This window comes from Flavobacterium commune (assembly GCF_001857965.1).
GTDB classification, from domain to species: Bacteria; Bacteroidota; Bacteroidia; order Flavobacteriales; family Flavobacteriaceae; genus Flavobacterium; species Flavobacterium commune.
In genome coordinates this window covers 49,701-67,946 of record NZ_CP017774.1, presented here as the reverse complement: position 1 = coordinate 67,946, position 18,246 = coordinate 49,701, and the positions used below count along the sequence as shown (strand labels likewise).

The following is an 18,246-nucleotide window of genomic DNA, read 5'->3' as shown; positions in this document are numbered from 1 at the left end:
TTTTACCTATATTTACAAATGTTAAACATACACTTATAACCAATAAAAAATGTAATTAGAATGAAAAAAAATCTGTTCTTATTGTTGGCTTTTACTTTTTGTAGTCAACTAATTTTTTCACAAAAAGAAACCACAGTCATTAGTATTAAAAAAGAAGAAAAACCGATAGTAATCAATAGAAATATCTATGGTCACTTTGCAGAGCATTTGGGGAGATGTATCTACGGCGGTTTTTTTGTGGGTGATACTTCTAAAATTCCAAATACAAACGGAGTTAGAAATGATATCATTGCAGCTTTGAAAGAATTAAAAATACCAAATTTAAGATGGCCAGGAGGTTGTTTTGCGGATACTTATCATTGGAAGGATGGTATTGGTCCAAAAGAAAACCGACCAACAATTGTAAATCAATGGTGGGGAGGAACAACTGAAGATAATAGCTTTGGAACTCATGATTTTTTAAATTTATGCGAAGTATTAGGAGCTGAACCTTATTTGGCTGGTAATATTGGAAGTGGAACGGTTCAGGAATTGGCTGATTGGGTTCAGTATGTGAACTTTGCAGGGAAAAGTCCAATGAGCGATTTACGTAAGAAAAACGGAAGATTAGAGCCTTGGAAAGTGAAATTCTGGGGTGTTGGTAATGAAGCATGGGGATGCGGAGGAAATATGACGGCTGAATATTATGCAGGTGAATATCGCAAATATGCCACATTTATGTCAGATTGGGAAAATACAGGTGGAATCACTCGTATCGCATCTGGATCAAATGGTGCTGATTACAACTGGACAGAAGTGTTGATGAAAAACATTCCTACCAATATGATAGGAGGATTAGGAGTACATCATTATGCTGTTATTAATTGGAATAAAAAAGGAGATGCTGTAGATTTTAGCGAAGATCAATATTTTGAAACGATGAAATCAGCGTTAAAAATGGAAGAATTGGTGACGAAGCACGCTGCCATTATGGATAAATATGATCCTGCTAAAAAAGTAACTATGGCTGTAGATGAATGGGGTGGCTGGTATGAAGTACAAAAAGGAACTAATCCTGGGTTTTTGTACCAACAAAACACTATGCGTGATGCTATGATTGCGGGTACAACGCTGAATACTTTTAATAACCATGCCGATAGAGTGCGTATGGCTAACTTAGCACAATGTGTAAATGTATTGCAAGCAGTTATTTTGACTGATGAAGCAAAAATGATTTTGACGCCAACGTATCATGTTATGAAAATGTACCGTGTGCATCAGGATGCTGAGTTGTTGCCTGTTAACTTTACTTCGCCAATGTACACTTTTGAAGGTAAAAGTTTGCCTGCTATTTCTGCTTCGGCATCAAAAGATAAAAGCGGTTTAGTACATATTTCATTAGTAAATGTTGATTCTAAGAAAGAAAATAAAATCGAAATCGATTTGGCTGAATTAGGTTTGAAAAATGTTACTGCAACCATTTTGACTTCTAAAAAATTACAGGATTATAATTCATTTGATAAACCAAATGCAATTGAACCTAAGGAATTCAAAGGTTTTAAAAATGCTAAAGGGAAATTAGAAATAACTATTCCTGCGTTTTCTGTTGTAGTATTTGAAGGGAAATAAATTTATGAAAATCACAACTCTATTATTTAGTGTGAGTCTTTTATCAGCAGTTGTTTCTTGTAAAACAGCTGCTGTAAAAGATACAGCTACTACCGAAAATCAGCCTTCGCTGAAAATGAATAATCCTATTATTACCGATAAATATACTGCTGATCCAGCTGCCATTGTGTACAAAGACAAGGTGTATCTTTATGCAGGACACGATGTACCGCCAAAAGATGTGAATTCCTATCGAATGAACGAATGGCTGGTATATTCTTCTTCGGATATGGTCAATTGGCAGGAATATCCAGTGCCTTTAAAACCTACGGATTTTGCTTGGGCAAAAGGAGATGCCTGGGCAGGACAAGTGATTGAAAGAAACGGAAAATTCTATTGGTATGTAACCGTTTCTCACGGATCTATTCATGGGAAATCGATAGGAATTGCAGTTTCTGATAGTCCAACAGGGCCTTTTAAAGATGCTTTAGGAAAAGCATTAATTACTAATGATATGACTACCAAAACTAAAATCAGTTGGGATGATATTGATCCAACAGTGATTGTAGATGATGATGGTCAGGCTTATCTTTTTTGGGGAAATACTGTTTGTAATTATGTAAAATTAAAAGAAAACATGATTGAAATGGATGGGCCAATGCAAACTATAGATTTACCTAATTTTACCGAAGCGCCTTGGATTCATAAAAGAAAAGACTGGTATTACTTGTCTTATGCTTATCAGTTTCCAGAAAAAATTGCTTACGCTATGAGTAAATCGGTTAATGGACCTTGGGAATACAAAGGCATTTTAAATGAAGTAGCTGGAAATTCGAATACTAATCATCAGGCAATCATCGATTTTAAAGGCAAGTCGTATTTTATTTACCATAATGGATCAATACCTACTGATGGAGGAAGTTTTAGAAGATCGGTTTGTGTGGATCGTTTGTATTATAATCCAGACGGAACTATGAAACGTGTGGTGATGACATCAGAAGGAATTCAAAAATAAAAAGATGCTATTTTTTAAAACCAAGTTTAAGCTAGTAATTTTGCTGTTTTTGATTGTTTTCGAATCAAAAGCACAAAATATTTCGGTTCATGATCCTGTAGTTATTAAAGAAAAAGATATTTATTATCTATTTTGTACAGGAAAAGGAATTAAAACGTATAGTTCTAAGGACTTGAAAAATTGGAAGTCCGAACCCGCTGTTTTCAAAGAAAAACCCGTTTGGACGGAATCAGTGGTACCTAATTTTGATAATCATATTTGGGCTCCCGATATTATTTTTCATAACAACGTGTATTATTTGTATTATTCCGTTTCGGCTTTTGGTAAAAATACTTCGGCAATTGGAGTGACTACTAATGTTACTTTAAATCCAGAAGACAAAAATTACCAATGGATAGATCAGGGAATTGTGGTGGAATCTTCGCCAAATAGAGACGAATGGAACGCCATTGATCCTAATGTAATTATTGACGAAAATAATACAGCTTGGTTGTCGTTTGGTTCTTTTTGGGATGGAATAAAATTGGTTAAATTAAATCCCGATTTAAAGTCTGTTGCAAAACCTCAGGAATGGCATACTATTGCAAAACGAAGAAATACAGTGCTTTCTGAAGGAAGTTCAGCTATTGAAGCACCATTTATTTTTAAGAAAAACGGATATTATTATTTGTTTACTTCCTGGGATTTGTGTTGTAAGGGAAAAGAGAGTACCTATAAAGTAGCCGTTGGAAGATCAAAAGATGTTATAGGACCTTATAAAGATAAAGAAGGTAATTTATTAAGTCAAGGTGGCGGAACTATTGTAGCAAAAGGAAATGAGGATTATTTTGGCGTAGGCCATAATAGTGCTTATACTTTTGATGGTGTAGATTATTTGTTTTATCATGGTTATGATGCGAAACAAAAAGGAAAACCTGTTTTAGTAGTTAAAGAAATAAAATGGGATGCTGATTTCTGGCCAAGTTTATAAGTACTCAACATTAACTTAATAGTTTGGTTTATTCCAATGTGCTTTGGGAGGGCAATCTTTTGGGGATGCTCAAATAAATTTAATTCACACAAACAAATATAACATGCAAACAAACAGATTAAAAAGCCTAGTATTTTCAGCCGTTGTTTTGGTAAGTGTCGCTTCCTGTACAGATAAAAAAGTACAAAAAGATAAGCATAAAGAAGAAGTTACTACAAGTACAAAAACAACCTTGTCTAACAAGCCTATTGTGTTGCAAAGAGCTGATCCGTTTATCTACAAACATACAGATGGGTATTACTATTTTACAGGATCGGTACCAACTTATGACGCTATAGAGTTAAGACGTGCAAAATCTATTGATGAACTTCAAAATGCCGAAACTTTTAGAGTATGGGAAAAACACAAAAGGGGACCAATGAGTCGTCATGTTTGGGCTCCGGAAATTCATTATTTGGATGGAAAATGGTACGTTTATTTTGCAGCAAGCGAGGAAGAAGATATTTGGAAATTAAGACCTTATGTTTTACAGTGTACAGGTCAGGATCCTTTACATGACAAGTGGATTGAGCTTGGACAAATGCAGGCAGCTGATGCAGATCCAAAAAGCTTTACTGATTTTTCTCTGGACGGAACTGTATTTGAACATAAAAATAAACGCTATTTCTGTTGGGCAGAAAAAACGGGAGGACAGTTTGCAGCTTCTAATTTGTATTTAGCCGAAATGGAATCACCTATAAAACTAAAAACAGTTCAATTTATGCTAACGACTCCAGATTATGATTGGGAACGCATAGGTTTTTGGGTAAATGAAGGTCCGGCAGTTATTAAAAACAAAGGGAAAGTTTACATTACTTTTTCGGCAAGTGCTACAGGTGCATGTTACAGTATGGGCATGATGGAAGCAGACGAAAATGCAGATTTACTAGATAGAAATTCTTGGAAAAAATCCAGACATCCAGTATTAAAAACCAATGAAGCAAAAAAAATTTATGGTCCAGGACATAACTCCTTCACAGTTGATGAAAACGGAGAACCTTTAGTAATATATCATGCAAGGGATTACGAAAAAGCTGTTGGTGATCCAAAAGTAGTACCAGCGACTGATAAAAGACCGTTGAAAGAAATTATTGCAGATCCGTTATATGACCCGAATCGCCATGCGAGAATGATGAAATTAAAATTTGATGAGAACGGTAGGCCAATATTTGAATTTAATTAAAAGTGTAAAATAAAAACTTGTCAAAAGAACTTGTGAAAAGTATTATTGATGTGGTCAACTGAAATTTATAGGATACTTTTACCTTATTGACCGACAAATAAAAAGAAAAATTAAAATATGAAATTGAATTTAATAACAAAAAGTACCGTTTGCAGTTTGTTACTTAGTAGTTTTTTGGCAACAGCCCAAAAAACGAATCTGGAAGTAGATTTAACAAAATCAATTACTAAAATCCAACCAACGATGTATGGTATCTTTTTCGAAGATATCAATTTTGCTGCCGATGGAGGTTTATATGCCGAAATGGTTAAGAATAGAACTTTTGGGTTTGATGCTCCGCTTATGGGCTGGTCACAACCTAATAGTAATGTTCATTCTTTGAATAAAGAATCAGGGATGGCAACTCCAATGCGTACTTCTGAAAACACCAATAATCCTGATTTTTGTAGAATTATCATCAATAATGATAAAGGCTACCAGATTTTAAACGAAGGGTTTAGAGGAATGGGTATTAAGAAAGATGCGAAATACAATCTTTCATTAAAAGCAGCGAACCACAACAATGCTATAAAAAAAATAATTGTACAATTTGTTGATGCTGACAAAAAGGTTTTGGGAGAGACCGTTATTGTTCCATCATCGACTAGTTGGAAAGACTATTCAGCTCAAATTATTGCTACAGGAACTGAAGCAAAAGCACAATTGAAAATTACTTTTGAAGGAACAGGAACAATAGATTTGGATATGATTTCGTTATTTCCACAAGAAACCTGGAATAATAGAAAGAATGGTTTGCGTAAAGATATTGTTCAGTTGTTATACGATTTAAAACCTGGATTTATCAGATTCCCTGGTGGATGTATCGTTGAAGGAAAAACATTGGAAAACAGATACCAATGGAAAAAAACAGTTGGTGCTGTTGAAAACAGAGAGACGATGATTAACAGATGGAATGTGGAGTTTAAAAACAAACAAGCACCTGATTATTTCCAGTCTTTTGGTTTAGGATTTTTCGAATATTTTCAACTTGCAGAAGATGTGGGAGCACAGCCATTACCTATTTTAAGTTGTGGAATTGCTTGTCAATATAATTCAGGCGAATTAGTTCCAATGGAAGAATTAGATCCTTATGTTCAGGATGCTTTGGATTTGATCGAATTTGCTAATGGTGCTGTAACTTCTAAATGGGGAAAATTAAGAGCCGATATGGGACACCCAAAACCATTTAATCTTAAATTTATTGGGGTAGGAAATGAGCAATGGGGACCTCAATATATTGAAAGATATAAGGTTTTTGCAAAAGCGATTAAAGAAAAATATCCAACTATGACAATTGTTTCGGGTTCAGGACCTTCGCCTGACGGAGCAATGTTCGATTACGGATGGGATGAGTTAAAGAAATTGAATGCAGAAATCGTTGATGAACATTATTATAAAAACCCGGAATGGTTTAAAGAAAATGCTGCAAGATATGATAAGTACGACAGGAAAGGACCTAAGATTTTTGCAGGAGAATATGCGTCACATCCTAAAGGTGTAGAAGACGGATTGAAAGAGAATAACTGGTTGTCAGCGCTTACAGAATCGGCATTTATGACAGGTTTAGAGCGTAATGCCGATGTGGTTCATTTAACTTCTTATGCGCCTTTAATGGCTCACGTAGATGCTTTTCAATGGGCTCCGGATATGATTTGGTTTGATAACTTAAACTCTTACGGAACAGCGAATTATTATGTTCAAAAATTATATTCAAACAATAAAGGAACTGATGTTTTGTCAATAACTAAGGATGGAAAAGCCTTAACGGGACAAAATGAGTTGTATGCTACTGCAGCAAAAGATGTAGATAAAAAAGAGTTGATTTTGAAACTGGTAAATACATCTGACAAAGCTCAGGATCTTGAAGTTAATTTATCTGGACAAAGTGTCGATTCTAAAGGAAAGATGATTTTGTTGACTCATGAAAATTTAGAGGATTACAATACATTGGCTGAGCCAACTAAAATTGTGCCTGTTGAAAAAGAATACAAAGTAAGCGGAAAAAAAGCATCAGTAACTTTACCGGCTTATTCTTTTGTAGTATTGAAATTGAAGATGAAATAATATTTTTTTTCGAAAAAAAAATTATAACTAAAAAAATTAAAATTTAATAAAATTATATGAAGTGTAAGTGTTACACTTCATATAATTTTATCCTATATTTGTAGCCATATTTTAAATAATGAAGATGAAAAATTATGTAATAGGTTTAGATTACGGATCGGATTCAGTTCGTGCCGTATTAATTGATACCGAAAACGGGCAAGAATTAGCCTCAGATGTTTGCCATTACAAAAGATGGAAAAACAAACAGTATTGCAATCCGTCAATCAATCAATTCCGTCAACATCCTTTGGATCATATCGAAGGATTGGAATCAACAATTAAAAATATTGTATCAGCAAGCAAGGTAGATCCTTCGTTGATAAAAAGTATCTGTATTGATACAACAGGTTCTTCGCCTGTTCCTGTTACTGAAGACGGAACTCCGTTAGCTTTAACAGCTGAATTCGCTGAAAATCCAAATGCAATGATGGTTTTGTGGAAAGATCACACAGCTATCAACGAAGCCAATGAAATTAACGAACTTGCCGCTACTTGGGGAGGTGAAGATTTCACTAAATACGAAGGAGGAATTTATTCTTCGGAGTGGTTTTGGGCAAAAATATTACACATTGCCCGTGAAGATGAAGCAGTTAAAAATGCCGCTTATACTTGGTTAGAGCACTGTGATTTAATGACTTATTTGTTGATTGATGATAAGGATTTAAAAACATTCAAAAGAAGCCGTTGTGCAGCAGGACATAAAGCAATGTGGCACGAGGACTGGAATGGATTACCACCAGAAGAATTTTTAGGTAAATTACACCCATACTTGGCTCAGCTAAGAGGAAAATTATATGATGAAACGTATACTTCAGATCTAGTTGCCGGAACTTTAAACAAGGAATGGGCAACAAAATTAGGTTTAACTACTGATACAATTATTGCTGTTGGAACTTTTGATGCACATTCAGGAGCTGTTGGTGCTAAAATTGACGAGTACGCTTTAGTTCGTGTAATGGGAACTTCAACTTGTGATATTATTGTTTCTGCTAAAGAAAACGTAGGAAGCAAAACCGTTAAAGGTATTTGTGGACAGGTAGATGGTTCAGTTATTCCGGGTTACATCGGTTTGGAAGCAGGACAATCTGCTTTTGGAGACGTATTAGCTTGGTTTAAAGATACGCTTTCCTGGCCATTGGATAATTTGGTTTACAACTCAACTATTTTATCTGAAGAGCAAAAAGCGCAATTAAAAGAAGAAGTAGAATCTAATTTCATCAAGACTTTAACAGAGCAAGCTGAGGCAATTCCGTTGTCAGAAAGTATCCCAACTGCTTTGGACTGGGTAAATGGTCGTAGAACCCCGGATGCTAATCAAGGATTGAAAAGTGCGATGACTAATTTATCATTAGGAACAAAAGCACCACATATTTTCAAAGCCTTAATCAATTCAATCTGTTTTGGTTCTAAGAAAATTGTAGACCGTTTCGAAGAAGAAGGTGTTCGTATTGACAGCGTTATTGGAATTGGTGGTGTAGCTAGAAAATCACCATTTATCATGCAAACTTTGGCTAATGTATTAAACAAGCCAATTAAAGTTTGTGCTTCTGATCAGGCACCGGCTTTAGGAGCTGCTATCTATGCTGCTGTTGCTGCAGGAATTTATCCAAACGTGATTGAAGCCGCTAAGAAAATGGGAAGTGATTTTGAAAGCGAATATTTCCCTCAGGCAGATAAAATTGAGAAATACCAGGAATTGATGGATTCGTATTCTGAATTAGCTCAATTTATAGAAAACCAGATCGAAAAAAAATCTCTTGTAACGATAGAATAAAAAGTGTCCCGATAATTATCGGGATGACAACCTAAATTTAAATATTTTTTAGGAAGAATCTATAACAAAATAATAAGTAATATGAGTTCAAAATACCAAGCATTAAAACAAGAATGTTACGAAGCTAATATGCAACTGAACGAGTTGAATTTAGTAGTGTACACTTTTGGAAATGTAAGTGCAGTAGACAGAGAAAATGGCGTTTTTGCTATTAAACCAAGCGGTGTGCCTTATGAGGAATTAAAGGCGGAAGATATTGTTATTGTTGATTTTGATAACAATATTATCGAAGGAGATAAACGTCCTTCTTCTGACACGAAAACACATGCTTATTTATACAAACATTGGCCAAATATTGGAGGAATAGCGCATACACATGCTACTTATTCAGTAGCTTGGTCTCAGGCGCAAAGAGATATTCCAATTTTTGGAACAACTCATGCCGATCATTTGACTTCAGATATTCCTTGTGCTGCGCCAATGGCTGATAACCTTATTGAAGGAAATTATGAGCACAATACAGGAATCCAAATTTTAGACTGTTTCAAAGAAAAAAATCTTTCTTATGAAGAAGTGGAAATGGTTTTGTTAGGAAATCACGGTCCATTTGCCTGGGGAAAAAATGCAGCTAAAGCGGTTTATAATTCTAAAGTATTAGAAGTTGTGGCCCAAATGGCTTATTTGACTTTGCAAATTAATCCTGCTGCTCCAAGATTGAAAGATTCTTTGATTAAAAAACATTACGAACGTAAGCACGGAAAAGATTCGTATTACGGACAATAAACTCAACAATAAACAATAAAATAAAATATAAAATGATTGATATTTCTAAAAAAGAAATTTGGTTCGTAGTAGGAAGCCAAAACTTATATGGTGAAGAAACTTTAAAGCAGGTTGCTGTGCATTCTCAGGAAATTGCAAAAGGTATTGATGCTTCTTCTCATGTTCCTGTAAAAGTGATTTACAAATCAGTAGCAAAATCACCTAGTGAAATTACTGATATTTGTTTGGAAGCCAATACGAACAAAAACTGTATTGGAATCATTGCCTGGATGCATACTTTTTCTCCGGCTAAAATGTGGATCAATGGTTTGAGTATCCTTAAAAAACCATTATGTCATTTACATACACAATACAATGCTGAAATTCCATGGGCTTCTATCGATATGGATTTCATGAACTTGAATCAATCAGCTCACGGAGACAGAGAGTTTGGTTATATTATGTCTAGAATGCGTAAAAAACGTAAAGTGGTTGTAGGTCACTGGGAAGACGTGCGTGTTCAACAAAAATTAGGAAACTGGTCTAGAGTAGCTTTAGGTTGGGATGAAATGCAAAACTTAAAAGTAGCGCGTTTTGGGGACAACATGCGTGAAGTTGCTGTTACTTGTGGAGATAAAGTAGAGGCTCAAATTCGTTTTGGTATGTCTGTAAACGGATACGACTCTTCAGATATCGTTAATAAAATGAAATTAGTTACTGATGCGCAAGTAGATGCTTTAGTAGCGGTTTATGAAGAATCATACAATTTAGCTCCAAAATTACAAGTAGGAGGAGAGCAAAGACAATCATTGTTAGATGCTGCTAAAATCGAATTAGGTTTAAGAGCTTTCTTAGAAGAAGGTGGTTTTGGTGCTTTCACAGATACTTTTGAAAACTTAGGAGAATTAAAACAATTACCAGGTATTGCAACTCAGCGTTTAATGGCTGATGGTTACGGTTTTGGTGGTGAAGGTGACTGGAAAACAGCTGCTATGGTTCGTGTTATGAAAGTAATGAACATCGGTCTTGAAGGAGGAACTTCTTTCATGGAAGATTATACTTATCACTTTACACCTGAGAAATCATACGTTTTAGGTTCTCACATGCTAGAAATTTGTCCTTCTATTACTGACGGAAAACCTTCTTGCGAAATTCATCCATTAGGAATTGGTGGAAAAGAAGATCCGGTTCGTTTGGTATTCAATTCACCTGCTGGAGATGCTATCAATGTTTCGTTGGTTGATATGGGGACTCGTTTCCGTTTAATCGTTAACGAAGTAACTGCGGTTAAGCCAATGGCTGATTTACCAAAATTACCAGTAGCTCGTGTGCTTTGGGATTGTAAACCTAACCTTGACATCGCTGCTACAGCTTGGATTCTTGCTGGTGGTGCTCACCATACAGTATATAGCCAGGCGGTAACTACTGAATTTATGGAAGATTTTGCTGATATTGCTGGAATCGAATTAGTGGTTATTGATAACGATACCAGAATCCGTAATTTCAAAGATACTTTGAATGCTAATGAAGCTTACTACCATTTATTTCAAACTGGATTATAATCTTTTTTAGAAACAAATTTACCAAGTCATAAAGTCAAAAGTTAGTATTACTTTTGGCTTTATGGCTTCTCTATTATCATTAACCTAATAAAATAAAATTATGAATCTATTAAAAAGTTGTGTCTTAGGATTGGCTGTTATTACTACAGCAGGACTTTCTGTTCAATGTAAAGGGGAAAAGAAAGAAAACCAGGAACAAAATGTTACTCAAAAAGACAGTGTTACTATTGAGAAATCAGAGTACGGAACTACTGCCAAAGGTGAAAAGATTGACAGCTATAAGTTGAAAAATCAAAAAGGAATGGAAGTGGATATTATGACTTATGGAGGAATTATTACTTCTTTAAAAGTGCCTAATAAAGCAGGAGTTTCTGAAGAAGTAGTGGTAGGTTTTGATAATTTCGAACAATATACTAAAGACAATCCTTATTTTGGAGCTTTAATCGGTCGTTACGGAAATCGTATTGCTAAAGGTAAATTTACTTTGGATGGTAAAGAATATAAATTGGCAACTAATAATGGTGAAAATGCTTTACACGGAGGGCCTGAAGGATTTCATAGAAGAATTTGGACTGTCGAAGAGGCTAAAGGTGGTAATGCTGCAGTCTTAAAGTTGAAGTACATCAGTAAAGACATGGAAGAGGGTTATCCTGGGAATTTAACGGTTTTTGTTACTTATACATTAAACAATGATAATTCTTTGGATGTTCTTTACGAGGCTACAACGGATAAGAAAACAGTGGTGAATTTAACACAACATTCTTATTTCAACTTATCAGGGGATTTTACTAAAACTATCTTGAATAATGAAATCACTATTGATGCGGATAAATTGGTACCTGTAGATGCTGATCTTATTCCAACAGGTAAATTAGATGATGTGACTAATACTCCTTTTGATTTCAGAAAACCAAAAGCGATTGGTAAAGATATCGAAGTAACAAATGACCAATTGAAAAAAGGATTGGGTTACGATCACTGTTGGGTGTTGAATAACCAGGACAAAGGATTCCGTTTTGCAGCTTCTGCTTATGATCCAACTAGCGGAAGATTGTTGGAAGTATACACTGATCAGCCTGGAATCCAATTGTACACAGGAAACTTCTTGGACGGAACTTTACCAACCAGAGACGGTAAAACTTACGCACATAGAACAGGACTTTGTTTGGAAACACAGCATTATCCGGATTCTCCAAATCAAAAAGATTTCCCAACTACGGTTTTAAACCCGGGTGAAAACTATAAAACAAAAACTTCTTTCAAGTTTTCTACTAAGTAATATTAGGAAACAGAATTTGTTTTAATCTATAAAACCTGTCTCGTTCTAAACGAGGCAGGTTTTTTTGTGTTTTTGTATGAAGTTGATTTTATACATATATATAAGAGTGATTTTTTGAAGCTATTTCCCGCTATCCGTTTCAATCTTTAGTGCCGTCCCGAGGCTTCGGGACCGGCACTAAAGGATTTTCACTACTATCGGGGCTAGTAAATCGTGCTAGAAATAGCGAGATGTACTAATATATTAAGTATAGTTTGTTAGAAAAGCCTTTGCGGGCTTTGTGTTTTCTTGGTGTTCTTTGTGTTTAAAATAGCGTTAACAATTCTAAAACCTTACAAAACTCAAAAAAGCTAAAAAATAAAAACCACGTTTTCAGAGTGTTAAAAAATACTTTCAAAATAGTTTCGAAAAGTTATTGTCAAAACGAATAAAGGTTCTACTTTTGCACCCGCAACAGCGCAGACGTTCATTAAAATACTGGCAAACATTAAATCTAAATTAGAGATTTATTTCTAAAAAAAAGGTTTAAAAAAGTTTGTGAGATTTAAAAACAGATGTTACATTTGCACCCCGCAAAAGCGACAAGTTATTTGAAAAGCTGGTAAGGAATTGAGAAGAAAAGAAGAGTAAGATTTTCTAAAAAAAACTTTAAAAATTTCTTGCGAGATTAAAAAGAAGTTGTACTTTTGCACCCGCTTCGAGAGACATGCTACGGTGTGAAAAACGAAGAGAAAAAATAAGAAGAACACGTTCCTAGACATATTGAATTGACAGCCGTCCCGATTAATCGGGACAAAAGAATAAGAGTAATAGAATCGAGAGATTAGAATAAAACCACTAGAACTTCAGTCAAATAATAAATAGTCCGCCACGGCGGACAAACAATATACGATGAAGAGTTTGATCCTGGCTCAGGATGAACGCTAGCGGCAGGCTTAACACATGCAAGTCGAGGGGTATAGTTTTTCGGAACTAGAGACCGGCGCACGGGTGCGTAACGCGTATGCAATCTACCTTTCACAGAGGGATAGCCCAGAGAAATTTGGATTAATACCTCATAGTATAGCAGTTTCGCATGAAACCACTATTAAAGTCACAACGGTGAAAGATGAGCATGCGTCCCATTAGCTTGTTGGTAAGGTAACGGCTTACCAAGGCTACGATGGGTAGGGGTCCTGAGAGGGAGATCCCCCACACTGGTACTGAGACACGGACCAGACTCCTACGGGAGGCAGCAGTGAGGAATATTGGTCAATGGACGCAAGTCTGAACCAGCCATGCCGCGTGCAGGATGACGGTCCTATGGATTGTAAACTGCTTTTGTACAGGAAGAAACACTCCTTCGTGAAGGAACTTGACGGTACTGTAAGAATAAGGATCGGCTAACTCCGTGCCAGCAGCCGCGGTAATACGGAGGATCCAAGCGTTATCCGGAATCATTGGGTTTAAAGGGTCCGTAGGCGGTTTAGTAAGTCAGTGGTGAAAGCCCATCGCTCAACGGTGGAACGGCCATTGATACTGCTAGACTTGAATTACTAGGAAGTAACTAGAATATGTAGTGTAGCGGTGAAATGCTTAGAGATTACATGGAATACCAATTGCGAAGGCAGGTTACTACTAGTTTATTGACGCTGATGGACGAAAGCGTGGGTAGCGAACAGGATTAGATACCCTGGTAGTCCACGCCGTAAACGATGGATACTAGCTGTTGGGAGCAATTTCAGTGGCTAAGCGAAAGTGATAAGTATCCCACCTGGGGAGTACGGGCGCAAGCCTGAAACTCAAAGGAATTGACGGGGGCCCGCACAAGCGGTGGAGCATGTGGTTTAATTCGATGATACGCGAGGAACCTTACCAAGGCTTAAATGTAGATTGACCGGTTTGGAAACAGACTTTTCGCAAGACAATTTACAAGGTGCTGCATGGTTGTCGTCAGCTCGTGCCGTGAGGTGTCAGGTTAAGTCCTATAACGAGCGCAACCCCTGTTGTTAGTTGCCATCGAGTCATGTCGGGAACTCTAACGAGACTGCCAGTGCAAACTGTGAGGAAGGTGGGGATGACGTCAAATCATCACGGCCCTTACGCCTTGGGCTACACACGTGCTACAATGGCCGGTACAGAGAGCAGCCACTGGGTGACCAGGAGCGAATCTACAAAGCCGGTCACAGTTCGGATCGGAGTCTGCAACTCGACTCCGTGAAGCTGGAATCGCTAGTAATCGGATATCAGCCATGATCCGGTGAATACGTTCCCGGGCCTTGTACACACCGCCCGTCAAGCCATGGAAGCTGGGGGTGCCTGAAGTCGGTGACCGCAAGGAGCTGCCTAGGGTAAAACTGGTAACTAGGGCTAAGTCGTAACAAGGTAGCCGTACCGGAAGGTGCGGCTGGAACACCTCCTTTCTAGAGCCTTAGTGTTAGCTATATGCACGCTAAGGAAAAAGACGAAAAGAACTATTGGTCATTAATATTGACATTTTATTACTCTTGCTGTTAATTTAAAAAAAAAGAATAAGAATTTAAGTAAAAAACAGAGTCTCGTAGCTCAGCTGGTTAGAGTACTACACTGATAATGTAGGGGTCGGCAGTTCGAGTCTGCCCGGGACTACTTTTTAAGACAAAAACTTAAAAAGACTGTAAAAAACTTAAAAGGAAATTTTAGAAGTTGAGTTGCACTATTAGTGACGAACCGTATAGGACTGTTAACTAAAAACTGTTAACTGTACACTAAAACCGGGGGATTAGCTCAGCTGGCTAGAGCGCCTGCCTTGCACGCAGGAGGTCAACGGTTCGACTCCGTTATTCTCCACAAAAAAGTACAAAGATATAAGTACAAAGTATCAAGACAATGTCTTAATACTTAATACAAAAATCTTAATACTTATTAAAGTTCATTGACATATTGAGATAAAAAATATTAAAAAGTAGAAAGCGTTTTCTATTATTTATAATAGGAAACAAACAAAACGGTCTTGTTTTAATTAACAAGATTGGTACAATAAGCAAAATAAGGGCGTATGGGGGATGCCTAGGCTCTCAGAGGCGATGAAAGGCGTGATAAGCTGCGAAAAGCTACGGGGATCTGCACACAAGATTTGATCCGTAGATACCTGAATGGGGCAACCCACTATGTTGAAGACATAGTACACCGATAGGTGGGCAAACCCGCTGAACTGAAACATCTAAGTAGGCGGAGGAGAAGAAAACAAAAGTGATTCCGTAAGTAGTGGCGAGCGAACGCGGATTAGCCCAAACCAATGTTGTTACGGCAATGTTGGGGTTGTAGGACCACGAGATTTTATGCATGAAGAATTAGAATCTACTGGAAAGTAGAGCCAAAGAGAGTGATAGCCTCGTATAAGTAATGATTGTAATAGATAGTGGTATCCTGAGTAGGGCGGGGCACGTGAAACCCTGTCTGAATTTGGCGGGACCATCCGCTAAGGCTAAATACTCCTGAGAGACCGATAGTGAACCAGTACTGTGAAGGAAAGGTGAAAAGAACCGTGAATAACGGAGTGAAATAGATCCTGAAACCATACGCTTACAAGCGGTCGGAGCCCTTTTGTGGGGTGACGGCGTGCCTTTTGCATAATGAGCCTACGAGTTAACGTTGCTGGCAAGGATAAGTACTTCAGGTATGGATCCGTAGCGAAAGCGAGTCTGAATAGGGCGCTTTAGTCAGTAGTGTTAGACGCGAAACCGTGTGATCTACCCATGGGCAGGTTGAAGCTGTGGTAACACACAGTGGAGGACCGAACCGGTTGACGTTGAAAAGTCTTCGGATGACCTGTGGGTAGGGGTGAAAGGCCAATCAAACTCGGAAATAGCTCGTACTCCCCGAAATGCATTTAGGTGCAGCGCTAGATATAAGTTATATAGAGGTAGAGCTACTGATTGGATGCGGGGGCTTCACCGCCTACCAATTCCTGACAAACTCCGAATGCTATATAATGTTCTCTAGCAGTGAGGGCTTGGGTGCTAAGGTCCAAGTCCGAGAGGGAAAGAACCCAGACCATCAGCTAAGGTCCCCAAATATATGTTAAGTTGAAAGAACGCGGTTTGTCTGCCCAGACAGCTAGGATGTTGGCTTGGAAGCAGCCATTCATTTAAAGAGTGCGTAACAGCTCACTAGTCGAGCGGACGAGCATGGATAATAATCGGGCATAAACATATTACCGAAGCTATGGATTTTGCGTAAGCAAAGTGGTAGGGGAGCATTCCAGCAGGGTTGAAGGTGTATCGTAAGGTATGCTGGACTGGCTGGAAAAGAAAATGTAGGCATAAGTAACGATAATGCGGGCGAGAAACCCGCACACCGAAAGACTAAGGTTTCCACAGCTATGCTAATCAGCTGTGGGTTAGTCGGGACCTAAGGCGAACCCGAAAGGGACAGTCGATGGACCACGGGTTAATATTCCCGTACTACTGTTAACTGTGATGGGGTGACGGAGTGATGAAAGCGCCGCGAACTGACGGAATAGTTCGTTAAAGTACCTAGCTATATTCTCTATAGGCAAATCCGTAGAGAATGGTGAAATACGATAGTACACGGAGACTTCGGTTGAAGTGATAGTGCGCCTAAGGGCTTCCAAGAAAAACCTCTAAACTTCAGGTTAATAGTACCCGTACCGCAAACCGACACAGGTAGTCGAGATGAGAATTCTAAGGTGCTCGAGAGATTCATGGCTAAGGAATTAGGCAAAATAGACCCGTAACTTCGGGAGAAGGGTCGCCCGCCGTAAGGCGGGCCGCAGTGAAGAGGTCCAGGCGACTGTTTATCAAAAACACAGGGCTCTGCAAAATCGTAAGATGAAGTATAGGGCCTGACACCTGCCCGGTGCTGGAAGGTTAAGAGGAGATGTTATCTTCGGAGAAGCATTGAATTGAAGCCCCAGTAAACGGCGGCCGTAACTATAACGGTCCTAAGGTAGCGAAATTCCTTGTCGGGTAAGTTCCGACCTGCACGAATGGTGTAACGATCTGGACACTGTCTCAGCCATGAGCTCGGTGAAATTGTAGTAACGGTGAAGATGCCGTTTACCCGCAGTGGGACGAAAAGACCCTGTGCACCTTTACTATAGCTTAGTATTGACCTTGGATAAATGATGTGTAGGATAGGTTGGAGACTGTGAAGTGGCGTCGCCAGGCGTTGTGGAGTCATTGTTGAAATACAACCCTTTGTTTATCTGAGGCCTAACCCCCAACCGGGGGGACATTGCTTGGTGGGTAGTTTGACTGGGGTGGTCGCCTCCAAAAGAGTAACGGAGGCTTCTAAAGGTTCCCTCAGTACGCTTGGTAACCGTGCGAAGAGTGCAATGGCATAAGGGAGCTTGACTGAGAGACATACAGGTCGATCAGGTACGAAAGTAGAGCATAGTGATCCGGTGGTTCCGCATGGAAGGGCCATCGCTCAAAGGATAAAAGGTACGCCGGGGATAACAGGCTGATCTCCCCCAAGAGCTCATATCGACGGGGGGGTTTGGCACCTCGATGTCGGCTCGTCACATCCTGGGGCTGGAGAAGGTCCCAAGGGTTGGGCTGTTCGCCCATTAAAGTGGCACGCGAGCTGGGTTCAGAACGTCGTGAGACAGTTCGGTCTCTATCTACTGTGGGCGCAAGAAATTTGAGTGGATCTGATTCTAGTACGAGAGGACCGAATTGGACTAACCTCTAGTGTATCTGTTGTCACGCCAGTGGCACTGCAGAGTAGCTACGTTGGGAAGGGATAAGCGCTGAAAGCATATAAGCGCGAAACCCACCACAAGATGAGATTTCTTTTAAAGGTCGTGGGAGATGACCACGTTGATAGGCTATAGGTGTAAAGGCAGTAATGTCATAGCCGAGTAGTACTAATAACCTGTAAGCTTATGTACATCCGCTTGTCCCGATGTAAATCGGGACAGCAAACTTTCTAATGACAATTTAAAT

At 38.4% G+C, this 18,246-nt stretch carries 9 protein-coding genes, 2 tRNA genes and 2 rRNA genes; all 13 read left to right on the top strand.

Going from position 1 to position 18,246, the window contains the following annotated elements; genetic code table 11:
• The first annotated feature begins 60 nt into the window (after positions 1-60).
• Positions 61-1,608 (top strand): alpha-N-arabinofuranosidase, encoded by a 1,548-nt coding sequence (locus tag BIW12_RS00230; protein ID WP_071183264.1) that lies wholly within the window; start codon positions 61-63, stop codon positions 1,606-1,608.
• Positions 1,609-1,612: 4 nt separating this feature from the next.
• Positions 1,613-2,602 carry a glycoside hydrolase family 43 protein gene (locus BIW12_RS00225; protein ID WP_071183263.1) on the top strand — a complete coding sequence of 330 codons (990 nt, stop codon included), beginning with the start codon at positions 1,613-1,615 and terminating at the stop codon, positions 2,600-2,602.
• 4 nt (positions 2,603-2,606) lie between these two features.
• Positions 2,607-3,572 carry an arabinan endo-1,5-alpha-L-arabinosidase gene (locus BIW12_RS00220; RefSeq protein ID WP_071183262.1) on the top strand — a complete coding sequence of 322 codons (966 nt, stop codon included), beginning with the start codon at positions 2,607-2,609 and terminating at the stop codon, positions 3,570-3,572.
• Positions 3,573-3,675: 103 nt separating this feature from the next.
• A complete protein-coding gene (locus BIW12_RS00215) occupies positions 3,676-4,794 on the top strand; it encodes a glycoside hydrolase family 43 protein (RefSeq protein WP_083382155.1) in 1,119 nt (372 codons plus the stop codon).
• Between the two features lie 117 nt (positions 4,795-4,911).
• Positions 4,912-6,897 carry an alpha-L-arabinofuranosidase C-terminal domain-containing protein gene (locus tag BIW12_RS00210; protein WP_071183261.1) on the top strand — a complete coding sequence of 662 codons (1,986 nt, stop codon included), beginning with the start codon at positions 4,912-4,914 and terminating at the stop codon, positions 6,895-6,897.
• A 124-nt stretch (positions 6,898-7,021) separates the two neighbouring features.
• Positions 7,022-8,713 carry a ribulokinase gene (locus BIW12_RS00205; protein WP_071183260.1) on the top strand — a complete coding sequence of 564 codons (1,692 nt, stop codon included), beginning with the start codon at positions 7,022-7,024 and terminating at the stop codon, positions 8,711-8,713.
• A gap of 81 nt (positions 8,714-8,794) precedes the next feature.
• Positions 8,795-9,496 (top strand): L-ribulose-5-phosphate 4-epimerase, encoded by a 702-nt coding sequence (locus tag BIW12_RS00200; protein ID WP_071183259.1) that lies wholly within the window; start codon positions 8,795-8,797, stop codon positions 9,494-9,496.
• Between the two features lie 32 nt (positions 9,497-9,528).
• Positions 9,529-11,037 carry an L-arabinose isomerase gene (gene araA / locus BIW12_RS00195; protein ID WP_071183258.1) on the top strand — a complete coding sequence of 503 codons (1,509 nt, stop codon included), beginning with the start codon at positions 9,529-9,531 and terminating at the stop codon, positions 11,035-11,037.
• A 100-nt stretch (positions 11,038-11,137) separates the two neighbouring features.
• Positions 11,138-12,316: an aldose epimerase family protein gene (locus tag BIW12_RS00190; protein ID WP_071183257.1), complete on the top strand. Its 1,179-nt coding sequence runs from the start codon at positions 11,138-11,140 to the stop codon at positions 12,314-12,316.
• 888 nt (positions 12,317-13,204) lie between these two features.
• Positions 13,205-14,718: ribosomal RNA gene (locus BIW12_RS00185) — 16S ribosomal RNA — on the top strand.
• A gap of 131 nt (positions 14,719-14,849) precedes the next feature.
• A tRNA-Ile gene (locus tag BIW12_RS00180) sits at positions 14,850-14,923 on the top strand.
• Between the two features lie 127 nt (positions 14,924-15,050).
• Positions 15,051-15,124 (top strand) — tRNA-Ala (locus BIW12_RS00175).
• A gap of 187 nt (positions 15,125-15,311) precedes the next feature.
• Positions 15,312-18,191 (top strand): 23S ribosomal RNA (locus BIW12_RS00170).
• The 16S and 23S rRNA genes sit together here with 2 tRNA genes alongside, the layout of an rRNA operon.
• Positions 18,192-18,246 lie beyond the last annotated feature (55 nt).

Excerpts from the sequence above, each read along its gene's own strand:
- BIW12_RS00230 (WP_071183264.1), top strand. The coding sequence starts at position 61 with ATGAAAAAAAATCTGTTCTTATTGTTGGCTTTTACTTTTTGTAGTCAA.
- BIW12_RS00225 (WP_071183263.1), top strand. The coding sequence starts at position 1,613 with ATGAAAATCACAACTCTATTATTTAGTGTGAGTCTTTTATCAGCAGTT.
- BIW12_RS00220 (WP_071183262.1), top strand. The coding sequence starts at position 2,607 with ATGCTATTTTTTAAAACCAAGTTTAAGCTAGTAATTTTGCTGTTTTTG.
- BIW12_RS00215 (WP_083382155.1), top strand. The coding sequence starts at position 3,676 with ATGCAAACAAACAGATTAAAAAGCCTAGTATTTTCAGCCGTTGTTTTG.
- BIW12_RS00210 (WP_071183261.1), top strand. The coding sequence starts at position 4,912 with ATGAAATTGAATTTAATAACAAAAAGTACCGTTTGCAGTTTGTTACTT.
- BIW12_RS00205 (WP_071183260.1), top strand. The coding sequence starts at position 7,022 with ATGAAAAATTATGTAATAGGTTTAGATTACGGATCGGATTCAGTTCGT.
- BIW12_RS00200 (WP_071183259.1), top strand. The coding sequence starts at position 8,795 with ATGAGTTCAAAATACCAAGCATTAAAACAAGAATGTTACGAAGCTAAT.
- araA (WP_071183258.1), top strand. The coding sequence starts at position 9,529 with ATGATTGATATTTCTAAAAAAGAAATTTGGTTCGTAGTAGGAAGCCAA.
- BIW12_RS00190 (WP_071183257.1), top strand. The coding sequence starts at position 11,138 with ATGAATCTATTAAAAAGTTGTGTCTTAGGATTGGCTGTTATTACTACA.